Origin of the sequence: Actinokineospora auranticolor (assembly GCF_041897805.1) — a bacterium.
In the GTDB taxonomy this organism is placed as follows: Bacteria; Actinomycetota; Actinomycetes; order Mycobacteriales; family Pseudonocardiaceae; genus Actinokineospora; species Actinokineospora auranticolor.
The window spans coordinates 6,614,269-6,629,082 of sequence record NZ_CP154825.1 but is presented as its reverse complement, the minus strand read 5'-3'; the positions used below and the strand labels follow the sequence as shown (position 1 = coordinate 6,629,082).

Here is a 14,814-nt window from a genome sequence, read left to right as displayed (position 1 = left end):
CCGCACCGTCTCGCTTTGTCCTTGGTGGGACTGTTGCGGGGCAGGTGAGCTGGGAGGTCAGTCGGCCCGCTGCTGGGCTATCAGGTCGGCCACGCCGTCGAGGATGCGGTCGAGCCCGAAGCGCAGGGCGTGGTCGGCGTTGTACGCGGCCTGGTGCTCGGTGCCCGCCGCCGTCCCGACGCGGTCGGCGGTCGGGTGGTCGCCGGGGCGGGTGAACCGGGCGAGCCACGGGGCCTGGCTGCGCCACCACTGCTCGTCGGTCAGGCCCGTGCTGCGCTCCAGTTCCACCACGTCCGCCGCGGCCCGGGCCGTGTTGCGGACGTGGCCCAAGACCAGCGTCAGCACCGAGTCCAGTGTCACGTCGTCGAGGCCGGTGTCCGCGAGGGCGGTCAGCTCGCGCTCGTACTTGGCGATCAGGTTCGGGCCCAGCACGGGCCTGCTGGTTTCCACGTACGACAGCCACGGGTGCGCCCGGTACAGCTCCCAGTTGCTGCGCGCGACCCCCTCCAACCGCTCCCGCCAGCCGCTCGCGGTGGGGTCGAGCGGGGGCAGCTCGCCGTAGACCGTGTCCATCATCAGGTCGATCAGCTCGGCCTTGCCGGGGACGTAGGTGTAGGGCGACATCGTCCCCACCCCCAGCGCCTCGCTCACCCGCCGCATGGTCAGCGCGCCGACCCCCTCGCCGTCCGCGATCGCGATGGCAGCCCTGGTGATCCGGTCGACGCTCAGCTCGGTGCGGCCTTCGCGCGGGGACGGTTCCCGAGTCCGCCACAGCAGCGCCAGGCTCCGGGTGGGGTCGGACTTGTCTCGGCCTCGTGTCATAGTCCCCCCAGAATAGCCGCGTACCAAGTACGATACTACGTACGACCACCGGCGTGGGCCGCTCCCGTCGGAAACCCGATCGAACCGCGCCCGACAACCGGCCGTGCTGGTTGGACGAGGGCTACCGGCGTAGACGAAAGACCGGGGGCACCCCCTTTCCCCCGGCGCATACCGCCATCTCCGAAGTGGCGGGCGGACGGCCCCGCGCACCCGAGCCCCCGACGGCGCGCGGGGCCGTCCGATCAGGCCTGGCTTGGATCGAGGTCGCACCCGCCCACCTGCCCGGCCACCTCGCAACCCACCCCGCCGAGCCCACCGGCCGCCGACTTGTGCCCACCCGAGCCGCACTTGCCCGCCTGCCAGGCTCGCCCGCAACTTCTTCCACCCGGTCGAGCCGAGTCCATTGGCCGCCGACCTGTGTCGGCCCTACCCGCCCACCCAAGCCGTACGTGCCCGCTCGCCAGGCCCGCCCGCAACTTTCTCCACCGGGTCAAGCCGAACCCGCCGGCCGTCGACCTATGTTGGCCCTGCCCGCCCGCTAGGCCCGCTCCGCAACTTCCTCCACCTCGTCAAGCTGAGCCCACCGGCTGCTGACGTGTCCCAGCCCGACCTTTCACCCACCCAAGCCGAACCTGCTGGCCGCCGACCTGTGTCGGCCCTACCCGCCCACCCAAGCCGCACTCGCCCACCTGCCAGGCCCGTCCCGCAACCTCCTCCACCCCGCCAAGCCGAACCCGCCAGCCCCCGACGTCTGCCAACCCACACCCCACCCAACCCACCGCGCCCCTGTTCACTGCTCGATGGGGTGGAACGTCTTTGTGTGGGAGGACGGACCTGCCAAGCTCGCCCGCGGGTGGGGTGGGCTTGCCCCTCCCACCGCTTTGCCCCACCGCAGGTCCGTAGGGGCCCCGCACAAAGACGTTTCACCCCATCGAGCGCAGCTCGAAAACTCGCGCTAGAACCACGAGAGAACGCAACCCCGCTGGAACCGCACCAACCCCGACCCCGCCCCGCTGGTTCAGAACCCACCGAAGCCGGACCCGCCGCACCCCCGGCAGCCGGGCCGTCCGATCACGCCGGAGAACGCCGGCCCACCTAGTCCACAGTGAACATCAAGCCCACATCGAGTTCCCAGGCCCGGCGCAACGCCCACCCGTCCAGCGACCGCTGCCAGCGAGTGGTCCGCGGGTTGTCCCCGAGGACCACGAGCAGCCCATCCGCGCGCGGCGCGGCCACGCCGTCGAGTACCGCGCGGACCGCGTCGTCCCAGGCCAGTTCGCGGCGGGGGCCGTGCTCCCCCCAGGTCGGGGCGGGGCCCGTGGTCAGCACCAGCGCGCCCCGGCGGGCGTCCGCGCAGCCGGGTTCGGTGATCGCCAGCACGTCCGCGTCGGCGCCCGCGTCCGCCGCGGCGGTGACCGGCAGCCCGGTGCGCTTGGCCGCGTCGGCGGCGAACCCGACGGCGTTCGGCCCGGTCACCCGGACGCGGCGCAGCGTGGGCAGCGCCCTGGTCAGCGCGCGCAGGCAGGCCCACGCGACCGGACCGGTGCCGCACAGGCCCAGCACGTCCGCCCCCGGCGGCGCGAAGTAGCGGGCCACCAGACCGGCGGGCAGCGCCGTGCGCCACGCGTCGAGCGCGTCGGCGGCGAGCCGGGCCAGCACCGCGCCGTCGTCCTCGGCCAGCAGCGTGACCACCGCGCCGCCGCCACCGGGCGCGCGCCGCACCGGCACGCCGTCCGGTGTCTCGAACGCGTCGGGGTCGCTCGGCCCGCCGAGCAGGTCGAGCGCGAGGTGGAACCCGGCCTCCAGGAACACCGGGTCGTCGCCGAGGTGTTCCAGGTCGCGACGGGACAGCTTGACGGGCACGGGACTCCCGGGGGAATCGGCGAATTACGCTGAGGATAACGGCGAATCCGCGGCGCGGCAACACAGTCCACGTTATCCACGCTGCGTCCGAATGTTGTGTGAATGTGGTCGGGAGTGCACCGAAGTGATTCCGCCGAACGGGTGGATATCGCCCCGGATTCCAGTCCACTACGGTTCGTTGCCACCGGTGTGCCGCGGATCTCATAGCACACGGAACCGGTCGATCTGGGCAAAACGGGGAAGCCCGCGCATTACCGTGACTTCACGATGTGCCGCCCGGTCGGGCAGCGGAATGTGCCATCCGACGCCCTATATCGGTCGTGCCCCGCGCCGGTCCGTGCCAGGATCGCGCCGTGCCGACACGCCGGAGCGGTGCCGCGTCGGCGCCCCCACCGACCCCGGCCGCCCCGCCGGGTCCCGGAGCCGTCCCGGCGGCAGGTCAGCGGCGTCTCCGCCGCCACCCTCCGGGCGATCGCGGACCTCGAACGCCCGGGTGAACTCGCCGAGGCGCCTGCCCGCTGGTCCGCGTTCGCACCCGGCCCACTGCGCCGACTCCGCGAGTACGTCCGCGGGACCGCGATTGCCGCGGCTGGGCCGCCGAGTCGCGGCACCGCGAGATCCCGAGAGCGGCCTTGTGCGCCCCACCGAAGAACGCCGCGCGGGAGTTGCGAACGCTCATCGACCCATTGGACAACGTATACCGCGCCCGCATCGCCCCGCACTGCCTCGGCGACGGCTTGCGCATCCTCCTCGACAACGACGTGAATCGCCTTTGGTACCGCGCCGCCTTCGGGGATTAACCACCAGTTACGGCGCCGTCGGCGAGGATAGGTGGCGCCGACCGGAGGGACACCACATGCGGTTGATCATCGACACCGACCCGGGCATCGACGACGCCCTGGCCCTGCTCTACCTCGCCGCCCAACCCGGCGTCGAGATCGCGGCCGTGGGCAGCGTGCACGGCAACGCCCCCGCGCCGCGCACCGCCGCCAACGCGCGGCGGGTGCTGGATGAGGCCGGTCTGCGCGACGTCCCCGTCGCCGTCGGCGCCCACCGGCCGCTGGCCCAGCCGCTGCGGACCTCGGAGTTCGTCCACGGCGACGACGGCCTGGGCGGCGAGGGCGGCGACGTCGACGTCACCCGCGGCGAGTCCGCCGCCGAGCAGCTGGTCCGGCTCGCGCGCGCCAACCCCGGGCGGTTCACCCTGCTGGCGCTCGGCCCGCTGACCAACGTCGCCCTGGCCCTGCTCCTCGAACCCGACCTGCCCGACCTGCTCGACGCGGTGGTCGTCATGGGCGGCGCCATCCGCGTCCCCGGCAACCGCACGGCCCACGCGGAGGCCAACGTCCACCTGGACCCGGAGGCCGCCGACCTGGTCCTCGGCGCCGGTTTCCGGCTGACCCTCGTCGGCCTCGACGTCACCGAGGCCGTCCGCGTCGACAGCGCCTGGATCGACGCCCTCAACGCGTCCCCCGCGCCCGTGGCCCGCTTCTCCGCCGCGGCCCTGCGCTACTACGTGGACTTCTACACCAAGGCCCTGGGCTACCGGACCTTCACCCCGCACGACCCGCTGGCCGCCGCGATCCTGCTCGACCCCACCCTCGCCACCTACGACCACCTGGCGGTCGGCGTCGAGCTGACCGGCACCCACACCCGGGGCCGGACCGTCGCCGACCTCCGGGGGAACCGCGCCGAGGGGACCGGCCACCGCATCGCCGTGGCCAGGACCGTCGACACCGCGCGGTTCCACAGTGGACTGCTCGCGGCGCTCACCCGCTGAGCAGCGCCAGGTACGCCGCGACCGCCTCGGCCGGGGTGCCGTCGGCCACGACGCGGCCCTCGTCGAAGACGACCGCGCGGTCGAAGTCCGCCAGCAGGTCCAGGTCGTGGGAGACCACGACCACCTGCTGCGCCAACCCGGCGACCACCGCCACGACGCGGCGCTTGTTGCGCAGGTCGAGCAGCGTCGTCGGTTCGTCGAACACGATGTACGCCGGATCCGTCACCAGCACCGCGGCGATGGCCAGCAGCTGCTTCTGCCCGCCGCTGAGCAGGTGCGCGGGGTGGTCGCGGTACTCCGCGAGCCCGAAGTCCGCCAGTGCCCGGTCCACCAGCCCGGGGATCGACACCTTCGGCACGTCGTGGTGCTTGAGCCCGAACGCCAGGTCCTCCGCCACCGTGGGCATCACGATCTGCACGTCCGGGTCCTGGAACACGAACCCGACCCGCCGCCGGACCTCGCGCCCCCGTTTCCGGGTGTCCAGTCCGTCCACCCGTACCCGACCCTCGGTCGGCACGATCAGTCCATTGAGGAGCCTGGCGAACGTGCTCTTGCCCGAACCGTTGGCGCCGATCACCGCCACGCGCCGCTCGGTCAGCGCCAAGTCCACACCGCGCAGGACCCAGCGGTCGCCGAAGCGGTGACCCACACCGGAAAGCTCGATCACGCGCCCGCCCGCTCGCGCGGCTCGACCAGGGGGTAGGCCCGGCGCACCGCCACGGCCGCCAGGGACGCCACGACCACCTTCGCCGCGTCACCGGGCAGGAACACGACAGATCCCGTGAACGCCCTCCCCAGCGGCAGCCCGCCCACCACCGCCATCCACGGGATGCCGATCGCGTACAGCACCAGCGCCCCACCCACGGCGTTGCACAGCAGGGCGAGCGCCAGGTTGTACCGGCGCCAGCACAACTCCGTGAGCAGTCCCACGACGAACGCCCCGACCGGGTACGCCAGGACGAACCCGCCCGTCACCCCCATGATCACGCCCAGCCCGCCGCGCCCGCCCGGCAGCACCGGCAGGCCGATCGCCACCAGCACCACGAACAGCAGGATCGCCGACCCGCCGCGCCGCGCGCCGAGCACCGAACCCGCGAGCATGACGCCCAGCGTCTGCGCGGTGAACGGCGCGGGCACCAACGGCAACTCGATCAGCGGGAAGAACCCCAGCACCACCATGATGGCCGCGAAGAGCGCGACCAGGGCGATGTCCTTGCTGCGCACCTGTTCCCCCAGTTCCACAAAGGAGGGTGCGCACGGTGCCGGGCCGCGCGCACCCGGTTCCGGTCAGCCTCGGGGCCCCAGCACGTCCAGCGGGTGTGAGGAGGCGTGCCCGAGCGCGAGCCGGGCCTCGACCTCCTCGTCGGTCGCGGGTTGCCGGTAGAACTTGTCGACCGCGACCATCGTCGACTCCCAGACGCTCTTCACGGTGCTCTGCACCACCATCAGCCAGGTCGTGGAGATCCACTCGCGACCGACGGCGAAGTACTGGCCGCTCCACGTGGTGAGCGAGTTCGAGTCGTTCACCCCGTTCTGCCACGACACGCTCCACCCGACGGCCGCCCCGTAGCCCGCGGTGGGCGCGGCGTTGTACTTCCCGACGAGCGCGTAGACGCCGGGCGCGTTGCCCACCAGGGACTGGTAGGTGCCGGTGAGCGTGACCCCGTCGGACGCGGTGGCGATCGTCATCTTGGAATTGAGCTCGTTGTACCAAACTCCGTTGACGCTCATTGATCCCCCTGCGGATCGCTGGTTCGGACGGCCCGCACGCTAGCGCGGGACCGCCGGGAGCGCTCCCCGGAGCCGACGCCCCGCGCGTCCAGCGCCTCGCCCAGTCCGTCGGCCAGCCGCAGGGTCCGCACCAGCAGCGGGACCAGGAACGCGGTGCTCCGCTCGACTCCCCGGGCGCGCTGGGCGGCGCGCACCAGATCGGCCTGTTCCTTGATCACCGGGATGAACCGGATGGTCATCGCGACCACCAACCCCACCCGCTCCGGCCGCACCCCGAGCGGGCGCAGCGGCCGCAGCGCCGCCTCGACCGCGGCCACCACCGCCGAGGTGCGGGTGGTCAGCGTGACCAGGTTCGCCAGCGCGACCAGCACCAGCACCCGCAGCCCGACCAGCGCGGCGACGACCCACCCGGCGATCAGCACCTGCGTCGCGACGATCAACACCAGGAACGGCAGCACCGGCGCCGACTGCCGCCAGGCCACCCGCGCGGGCACCCGAGCCAGCGCGTACAGCAGCGCCACCGCGCCCAGCGACGCGCCCAGCACGGGCGCGGACCCGGCGAAGAACACCGCCGTGCCGACCGCCACCAAGATCGACAGCTTGACCCCGGCGGGCAACGCGTGCACCGGGGTCCGGGCGTCGTGGTAGAGGCTCAACATGGCTACCGCACAGTATCGCCCGCCCGGTCGAGCACCATCTCGCGCACCCGCGCCCGGTCGACCTTGCCCGTTGGGCGGTGCGGAAGGGCAGCGAACTCGAACAGCCGCTGCGGGCACTTCTGCCGCGACAGGTGCTCGGCCGCCCGGTCCCGCAACGCCGCCAGGTCGAGCCGCGCCGCACCGCGCCAGCGCACCGCCGCGCACACCACCTCGCCCCAGTACCCGTCCGGCAGACCGACCACCGCGGCCTCCGCGACCTCGCCCAACCGCAGCAGGGCCGCCTCGACCTCCTCCGGGTAGACGTTGACCCCGCCGCTGACCAACATCCCGCGCGTCCGCCCCAGCAGGTGCAGGTGGCCGCCCGCGTCGAGCCGCCCGATGTCGCCGGTGGTGAAGAACCCGTCGGCGTCCGGGCCCGAGCCGTCGTCGGGGGAGAGGTAGCGGGTGAACAGCATGTCGCTGCGCACGTGCACCCGGCCGGGTTCGCCGGGCGGGACCTCGGTGCCGCCGGGACCGCGCACCGACAGCTCCACCCCCGACACCGGCCTGCCCACCGAGTCCTCGGGACCGGTGCCGCCGTGCAGGACCGACACCAGGCTCAGCTCGGTCGCGCCGTAGACCTCGGCGGTGTCGGCCCCGGGGAACAGCTCGACCGACCGCGCGCGCCGGGCCGGTGACCACTTCGCGCCCGCGGACAGCACGGTCCGCACCAGCGGGAAGTGGCCGCGGCCGTGGTCGACCAGCGCCTCGAACATGGTCGGGACCAGGTACAGCACGGTCACCGGGTGCTCGCGGACCCGGGTCAGGACCAGGTCCGGGTCGAAGCGGGGCAGCAGGTGCAGGGTCGCGCCCGCGGCCAGGGCGTGCACGGCGCCGAAGAGGAAGTGCGAGTGGCCCAGGGAGCCCGGGACCAGCACGTGGTCGTCCGGGCCGATGCCGAACTCCTCGTCGTAGCGGTCGAAGGTGCGCGTCCACGAGCGGTGCGCGCGGACCGCGGCCTTGGGGCGACCGGTGCTGCCGGAGGTGAACCCGACGTAGAACGGTGCGGTGTCGGGGACCTCGGGCAGGTGCGGCGCGCGCGGCCGCGACGCCACCCAGTCGCGCAGCCCGCCGAGGGGGACGCCCGGGACGTCGTGGTCGGTGCCGGTGAACACCAGGCTCGGCCGGGTCTCGGCGAGGACCGCCGCCACCTCGGCCCGGCTCCACGCCGGGTCGTAGACCTGCACCGGCACACCGGCGAGCGCCGCCCCGAGGAAGACCTCCAGCACCTCCACCCGGCGGTCGGCCAGCAGTGCGACCCCCGCGGCGTGCTCGGGGCCCAGGGCGTGGGCGAAGGCGCGGGCCCTGGCGAGCAGGGCCGCGTAGTCGACGGTCGCGCCGTCGCCGGAGACGACCGCCGGTCGGTCTCCCGCGTGCGCGGCGAAGCGGGCGGCGATCGTCATGGCGAACGCCGCCGTGGTGCGGATGCCACGCCTTCGGACCTTACGAGGGTTGTCGAAGCACCGCACGCCATGGCAGCCGTCCGCAATTCGTTCGGCGCGGTCGCGGCCCGGTGCGAGCATGGGCCCATGAACCCACCCGAGCGCTGGACCCAGGCCACCGTCCACCCCGACATGTGGGCGGACCCGGCGGACGACCCCCGCGAGAGCGACGGTCCCAGCCCGGACGGTGAACTCGCGACGCTGCGCGGCTACCTGCGCGACTACCGCCTGACGCTGCGGATGAAGTGCGACGGCCTGACCCCCGCGCAGCTGGCCCACCGCTCGGTCCCGCCGTCGACGATGTCGCTGCTGGGCCTGGTGCGCCACCTCGCCGAGGTGGAGCGGGACTGGCGCACGTGGATCACCGACGAGGACCTGCCCAAGCTCTACGGCCCGCGCGACGGCGACTTCGACGGCGCGGTGGGGGAACCGGCCGCGGTGGCCGCCGCCTTCGCGGACCTGGCCCGGGAGCAGGCGGCCACCGACGCGGAACTGGACCGGCACCCGGACCTCGGCGCGGCGCCGGGGCGCAGGTCCATCGCGATCCGCGACCTGCTGGTCCACCGGATCGAGGAGTACGCCCGGCACTGCGGCCACGCGGACCTGCTCCGGGAATGCGTGGACGGTCGTGTCGGCCAGTGACGCGGTCCGTGGTCCGTCCGGTTGAGCGTGGGTCGGCGATGCTCCGTCCCCATCGCGTCTCAGCACCGGGATCACCCACGAGTCCACGGCCGACTGGCATTCGGCGAACGCCGTAAGGAGCTGGCTCGTGTCACCCGTCGGTGAGACCTGACAGCGGCACGCGCCCATCTTCGCCGCCCACGGCGTTCCGGCCTGCTGCCCGGACCACCGGCGAGACCGTCAAGTCGGCCTGGACATCGATATCGGACTCGCGAACATCGCTCGGGATAGACCACGCACATTCCTTTTACTTGCCGATGTTGTGCATTTGCGGCATCGACGCAAATCCATTCGGTATTTATGCTCGCCGATATGGCGGCTCTTTCCACGGTGACCTACCGGCGTTTGTTCCTCGCCCAGGTCGTCGCGTTGGCGGGGACCGGGTTGACCACCGTCGCGTTGGGGCTGCTGGCCTACGACCTGGCCGGTGCGGACGCCGGGGTGGTGCTGGCCGGGGTGTTCGCGGTGCGGATGGCGGCCAACGTCCTGGTCGCGCCGATCGCGGCGGCGGTGGCGGACCGGGTGCCGCGGCGGGTCCTGCTGGTGTCCTTGGACTCGGTGCGGTGCGCGGTCGTGCTGGTGTTGCCCTGGGTGGGTGCGGTGTGGCAGGTCGTCGCGCTCGTGGGGGTGCTCCAGGTCGCGTCGGCGGCGTTCACCCCCGCGTACCAGGCGGTGATCCCGCTGGTGCTGCCGGACGAGCGGGACTACACGCGGGCGCTGTCGCTGTCCCGACTGGCCTACGACCTCGAAGGCGTGCTGAGCCCGGTCCTGGCGGCCGGGTTGCTCGCGGTCGTCGGGTTCTCGTGGCTGTTCGTCGGGACCGCGCTGGGTTTCCTGCTCTCGGCGGCGCTGGCGCTGAGCGTGCGCCTGCCCGACACCGCGCCCGGGTCCGCGCCGGTCCTGGCCCGCACCCTGGTCGGCATCCGCCACTACCTGCGCGCCCCGCGACTGCGCGCGCAGCTCGGCCTGAACCTGGGGGCGGCCGCGGCGGGGGCGATGGTGCTGGTGAACACGGTCGTGCTCGTGCGGGCGGGGTTCGGGCTCGGGCAGGTGTCGGTGTCGGTCGCGCTGGGCGTGTTCGGCGCCGGGTCCGCGACCGCCGCGCTGCTGCTGCCCCGGGTACTCGACCGGCGACCGGAACGCGTGGTGATGGTGCGGGCCTGCGGCGCGCTCGTGGTGCTGATGACCGCGGGCGCGGTACTCCTGTGGGCCGGTGGCGGGTGGTGGGTGCTGCTGGTCCTGTGGTTCGCCATCGGCACGGCCTGCTCCGCCGTCCTCACCCCGGTCGGCCGCCTCCTGCGCGCCGCGGCCGCGCCCGCCGACCTGCCCGCCGTCTTCGCCGCCCAGTACGCGCTCTCGCACGCCTGCTGGCTGGTCACCTACCTGCTGGCGGGCCTGCTCGGCGGCGCGCTCTCCCCGGCCGCCGCCCTCGGCTGCCTCGCGCTCGTCGCGCTCCTGGGCCTCGCCCACGGCACGCGGACCTGGCCGGGGGAACCGGCCGACGAGTCCATAGTGGACCGTGATCACCGGTGGCGGTCGGCGATGGCCCGCAGGTAGTCGTGGACACCGCCGCGGCGCCCCACCCAGGACGCCAGGCGGGGGGAGAGCGCGCTGACCGCGTTCGCGATCCGCGCCACCGGCGGGGCGACGGTGATCTCCGCGCGGTCGCGGCGCACGCACCGCAACACCGCCGCGGCGACGTCCTCCGGCCCGACGCGACCGAGCGCCCGGGGACGCCCGCCCGGCGCGTCGGTCTCGGCGACCAGTGTCGGGTGGACCACGGACACACCGACCCCGGTACCGCGCAGTTCCTCCCGCAACGCCCGGGTGAAGCCGACAACGCCGTGCTTGGCCGCGGAATCCAGGACGCCGTACGGGTAGCCGGTCCGGCCCGCGACGGAGCCGATGGTGACGATGTGGCCCCGCCCGGCGGCGAGCATGTCCGGCAGCAGGCGGGCGGTGAGCGCCTGGGTGGCGATGAGGTCGAGCCCGATCACCCGGCGCACGTCGCCCGCGGTGACGTCGCGGAAGTGCGCGACGTGCGCGGCGGCCGGGTTGGTGACCAGCAGCGTCGGTGGGCCGAGCACCTCGCGCACGACGCGCACGACCCGTTCCCGCTCGTCGTCGTCGGTGAGGTCGGCGGGCACGACGAAGGTGTCGTACCCGGTCAACCGGCGTTGCGTGGCGCGCGGGTCGTCCTCGGCGCGGGCGACGATGGCGAGCCGGACCCCCGCGCGGGCGAGGTGTTCGGCGACCACCGGCCCGATCCCGAGCGCGGCCCCGGTGAGCACGGCCACGGCACCGTCCAGTTCCACTGCCGCACCCCCATCCACTGGTTCCGTCGACCGTAGCAGGACTCGGATACGGCGTTCGGGTGATGAAAAAGTGTTGGCAGCCAAAGGAAGTGGTAGACCAGGAGCGAAGGCTCCGGTACCGGCCGTACGGGCGCGCCTGGGAACCGCGGTGTGAACGGCCGAACCGCCCCGGATCCGTGTCGCGCCTAGTACCGTGAACGTCCACGTGCGGCCTAGGGGGACCACCGTGAGCACAGGGCAACCACCACCCGCCCGATTACCCGCGGACGCCGCCTGATGCCCCCCGCGCTCCGCCGCGGTTCCGCGCCGGGTGGCTCTGCCGCCGCGCCCAGGTCCGCGGCCGCGCAGCCGTCGGCGCTCGGCCACCTGCCGTCGGGTGCCCACGCGCCCGCGCGCCCCACCGCGGGCCAGCACCCGCCGCGGTCGCCCGAGCGCGTTCCCGCCGCCATCGCCCACCGGCACCCGGAACACCCGGTACCACCGGGTTCCACGGGCCACGCCGCACCGCCGCGGACACACCACACCAGACACCACTCGGGCTCATCGGGCCACCTCCCGCCGCCCGCGCGGTCCCCGCAGCGGCCGCTCGGCGTCCTGACCGGTCCAGTTGGAGACCGGGACCTCCCCCCGGTGGTGGTGTCCGACGGCGCCCGCGTCGACTGGCGCCGCGCCCTGGGGTGGCACAAGGCCTCGTACGAGCCGGGAATCGGCTTCACCGTCGGCGAGTTCGTCCGCAACCCCGACTACGTCGACGACCGCGCGGCCCCGGCCCGGTCGGACCAGGCCCCGTCCCCGGACACCCCGACGACCACCCGCGCCAACTCGCCCCCGCGGCTTCCACTCGCGAGCCCCGCCCCACCGCGGTCGACACCCGCCGAGCACCCGGTGCCCGCCCGACTCGGCAACCACCGGCCGTCCGACCACGACGCCGCGCGCCACCGCAACCACGACGCCGCGCCCACCGGTCGCGACCGGACGCACCGCGCGGGACTCGGTGACCGGATCGGCCGCCTCGACGACCCGCGCCTGGACTCGCTGCGCCCGCACCTGCGCGCCACCCGGGCCGGGATGTCGGCGTTCGCCCCGTCCGCCTGCGCGGCCGACGGCGGTGCGCGGGGCGCGCACCACGACGACCGGTACACCGCGGGCCGGGTGCCTGGGATCCCGGGCCGGTTCCTGGTCGACATCCACGGCTCGCCCGACGCCGCGCGGATCGGCGACACCGCGCTGACCCCGCGCGAGCTGGCCGACCTCATCCGCGCCAACCCGGACTACGGCGGCAGTCCCGTCACCCTCCTCGGCTGCGGCACCGGCACGACCCGGGACGGCTTCGCGGCCCGGTTGGCGGTCGAGTTGGGCGTCCGGGTGACCGCCCCGGACGGCGACGCCTGGGCCGCCCACGACGGCAACCTGTTCGCCGCCACCCGCGCCCGCGACCCCGACGCCCCGCTCACCTGGCCCCCCGACGGCTCGTGGAACACCTTCTCCCCGACCGGCGCCACGATCGTCCACAAAGGACCATATCCGCCCGGTCACCGTCCCGCCTGGGGACTGTGCGCGCCGGTCGACACCGGTCGGCGGGCCACCTACACCCCGGACTTCTGGGCGCCGGGCACCACGGCCGACATCCTGCAGCAGATGGTCGACGTCGGCGTGCGCGCGGTCTGGGCGAACTTCAACTACGAGAACCGGGCGTTCCAGCAGTGGTGCCAGTCGGCGGACCCCGGCCCGCTCCCGCCGCTGTGCCCGGAGATCCGGATGAACTGCTGGGAGATGGTGATGTACGCGGCGATCGTGTCCGGCGAGCTGACCCGGGCGCAGGCGCAGGAGATCTACCGGTTCGAGAACTCCGCGGCGGGCCGGGAAGCCTGGACCCGGCGGCTCACCGGCCTGCTCGGCGGCGCCGAGCGGCGCCGGTACCGGCGGGGCGGACCACCGCCGCGGCGCGGGCAGATCGTCTTCTGGAACGGCATCAGCCACGTCGGCATGGCCACCGGGCGGATGCGCGGCGGATCACCGGAGGTGTACACGTTCTGGCCCCCGCCCACCAACCTCGCGGAGTTCGTCAACAAGAAGAAGCCGGGCCGCGCGGGACTGCTGGGCCACGCCACGGACGACTACGTGAAGACCTCGACCATCGACGCGCTCCGCGCCTACATGCTCGACCCGGACGGGGAGGTGAAAGCCGCGGAGGTCGTCGTGGAGTACAGCGACCCCAAGTGGCTGGAGCGCGACGAACACCGGTGACGCGTCAACCGTTGTCCGGTCACCGATCGCGCCCGGGTACCGGGACTTTCCTTCCCGACCCCCGGACCCGCGCGGCGCTCACGCGCCCGCGGCCGAACTTCGCAGACCGTCCCCCGTCGACCGTCCCAGCACCTAGGGTGTGGGGCTGACCCGAAACCCCAGGGAGGTTGCCCGTGGCCGTGGCGTGGCACAACCGGGCGGAGCTGAGAACCGCCGGTGTCCAGGAACTCCGGGAGCACCGTGCGGCGGGGACACTGGCGCGGCGGCGGGACGCGCCGGTCCGGGTGGGACCCGATGGGCGCGCGCGCGGTGGGTTCCACGTCTGCCTCACCGCCCGCGGTCTCGCGGAGGCGCGGAACGTGCCGGTGGCGCGGGTTCTGGCCGACGACGGCGTGCGGTGGCTCGACGAGACGGCGCGGATCTGGGGGATATCGCCGGTCGTCGGTGGACTGATCGACCGCTGCTTCGAACAGGTGCCCGCTGCCGAGGCCGCCGACTTCGCCGTCGCCGCCGCCGAGGCCATCCCCGTCGGCGGCGACCTGGGCCGCGTCCCGGCCAGGTGGGTGGTCGACCTGCTCGCCGACCACGAGGGCGGTGGCGCGCACGGCGTCCTGGGCCGAACCGACCCCGGCAGCCCGCAACACTCCGCCGTGGCGCGGGTTCTCCGGCTCTACACGCGCAAGCTCGCGGGCGAGACGATCGCCGTGGAAGAGTGGCGGGCCGCCGCGCTCGCCGCGCAGGAGGCGAGCGACCAGGCCAACGCCGCCACCCCGGCGGGGCCGCCCACCACCGCCACCGCCACCGCGTACGCCGCCGCGGCCGCCTACGCCCCGGACGCGCTCCCCGTCGAGGTCCGCGCCGCCGCGTGGCGGGCGTCGGTCGACCTCCCCGACCAGACCGCCGCCGCGGCCTACCAGGCCGTCCACCTCGAGTCCGAGGCGCTCGCGCAGGCCGCGCACTACGCGGTCAACACCGTCGAAGCCGTGGCGGACGCGGCTTTCCGCCGCGCCTTCGCGCCCATCGAGGACGCCGCCAACCGGGCCCGCGCGGCCGAGCGGGCGGGCCGGGTGCCCGAGCAGGCCGACGCCGACGCCGCGGCGCGGGCCAGGGCCGCCGCCGACCGCGGCGTGGCCGCCGTGACCGACTACCACCGCTGGCAGGCGCGCCTGCTGGTGCGACACCTGGCCCAGGCGCCGACCGCCCGACCGTAGGCCGATCCCGCACCACGAAAGGGA

General features: G+C 74.1%; 13 protein-coding genes. 5 read left to right on the top strand and 8 right to left on the bottom strand.

Annotation, left to right across the window (positions count from 1 at the left end):
* Window positions 1-57: 57 nt before the first annotated feature.
* Complete coding sequence (locus V5P93_RS28910; protein WP_104481230.1) at window positions 58-822, bottom strand: TetR/AcrR family transcriptional regulator; 765 nt, start codon at window positions 820-822, stop codon at window positions 58-60.
* 1,095 nt (window positions 823-1,917) lie between these two features.
* Window positions 1,918-2,685 carry a hypothetical protein gene (locus V5P93_RS28905; protein WP_104481231.1) on the bottom strand — a complete coding sequence of 256 codons (768 nt, stop codon included), beginning with the start codon at window positions 2,683-2,685 and terminating at the stop codon, window positions 1,918-1,920.
* An 856-nt stretch (window positions 2,686-3,541) separates the two neighbouring features.
* Between V5P93_RS28905 and V5P93_RS28900 the strand changes: the two genes are divergently transcribed.
* Window positions 3,542-4,465, top strand: a complete 924-nt coding sequence (locus V5P93_RS28900; RefSeq protein ID WP_104481232.1) for a nucleoside hydrolase — start codon at window positions 3,542-3,544, stop codon at window positions 4,463-4,465.
* On the opposite strand, the gene V5P93_RS28895 is transcribed toward V5P93_RS28900, so the two are convergent.
* The 5 genes from V5P93_RS28895 to V5P93_RS28875 all read right to left on the bottom strand — a co-directional run bounded on the left by V5P93_RS28895 (window position 4,455) and on the right by V5P93_RS28875 (window position 8,297).
* Window positions 4,455-5,132, bottom strand: coding sequence for an energy-coupling factor ABC transporter ATP-binding protein (locus V5P93_RS28895; RefSeq protein WP_104481233.1), 678 nt, complete (start codon window positions 5,130-5,132; stop codon window positions 4,455-4,457). The genes V5P93_RS28900 and V5P93_RS28895 overlap by 11 nt on opposite strands.
* A complete protein-coding gene (locus V5P93_RS28890; protein WP_104481257.1) occupies window positions 5,129-5,689 on the bottom strand; it encodes a biotin transporter BioY in 561 nt (186 codons plus the stop codon). Before V5P93_RS28890 ends, V5P93_RS28895 begins: the two co-directional genes overlap by 4 nt.
* Window positions 5,690-5,752: 63 nt before the next feature.
* Window positions 5,753-6,196 carry an avidin/streptavidin family protein gene (locus tag V5P93_RS28885; protein WP_104481234.1) on the bottom strand — a complete coding sequence of 148 codons (444 nt, stop codon included), beginning with the start codon at window positions 6,194-6,196 and terminating at the stop codon, window positions 5,753-5,755.
* Window positions 6,193-6,855: an energy-coupling factor transporter transmembrane protein EcfT gene (locus tag V5P93_RS28880; RefSeq protein WP_104481235.1), complete on the bottom strand. Its 663-nt coding sequence runs from the start codon at window positions 6,853-6,855 to the stop codon at window positions 6,193-6,195. Before V5P93_RS28880 ends, V5P93_RS28885 begins: the two co-directional genes overlap by 4 nt.
* A gap of 2 nt (window positions 6,856-6,857) precedes the next feature.
* Window positions 6,858-8,297 (bottom strand): AMP-binding protein, encoded by a 1,440-nt coding sequence (locus V5P93_RS28875; RefSeq protein ID WP_181043699.1) that lies wholly within the window; start codon window positions 8,295-8,297, stop codon window positions 6,858-6,860.
* A 126-nt stretch (window positions 8,298-8,423) separates the two neighbouring features.
* Here V5P93_RS28875 and V5P93_RS28870 point away from each other — a divergent pair, with 126 nt between their 5' ends.
* The gene (locus tag V5P93_RS28870) at window positions 8,424-8,978 is read left to right on the top strand and encodes a DUF664 domain-containing protein (RefSeq protein ID WP_104481237.1); all 555 of its coding nucleotides are present in this window, start codon (window positions 8,424-8,426) and stop codon (window positions 8,976-8,978) included.
* 351 nt (window positions 8,979-9,329) lie between these two features.
* On the top strand, window positions 9,330-10,574 hold the full coding sequence (locus V5P93_RS28865; RefSeq protein ID WP_104481238.1) for an MFS transporter: 1,245 nt from the start codon (window positions 9,330-9,332) through the stop codon (window positions 10,572-10,574).
* Here the strand turns inward: V5P93_RS28865 and V5P93_RS28860 are convergent.
* Window positions 10,541-11,332 carry an SDR family oxidoreductase gene (locus V5P93_RS28860; protein WP_181043700.1) on the bottom strand — a complete coding sequence of 264 codons (792 nt, stop codon included), beginning with the start codon at window positions 11,330-11,332 and terminating at the stop codon, window positions 10,541-10,543. The genes V5P93_RS28865 and V5P93_RS28860 overlap by 34 nt on opposite strands.
* 636 nt (window positions 11,333-11,968) lie before the next feature.
* Here V5P93_RS28860 and V5P93_RS28855 point away from each other — a divergent pair.
* The gene (locus tag V5P93_RS28855; protein ID WP_146108208.1) at window positions 11,969-13,579 is read left to right on the top strand and encodes a hypothetical protein; all 1,611 of its coding nucleotides are present in this window, start codon (window positions 11,969-11,971) and stop codon (window positions 13,577-13,579) included.
* A 173-nt stretch (window positions 13,580-13,752) separates the two neighbouring features.
* The gene (locus V5P93_RS28850; RefSeq protein WP_104481241.1) at window positions 13,753-14,790 is read left to right on the top strand and encodes a hypothetical protein; all 1,038 of its coding nucleotides are present in this window, start codon (window positions 13,753-13,755) and stop codon (window positions 14,788-14,790) included.
* The last annotated feature ends 24 nt before the right edge of the window (window positions 14,791-14,814 follow it).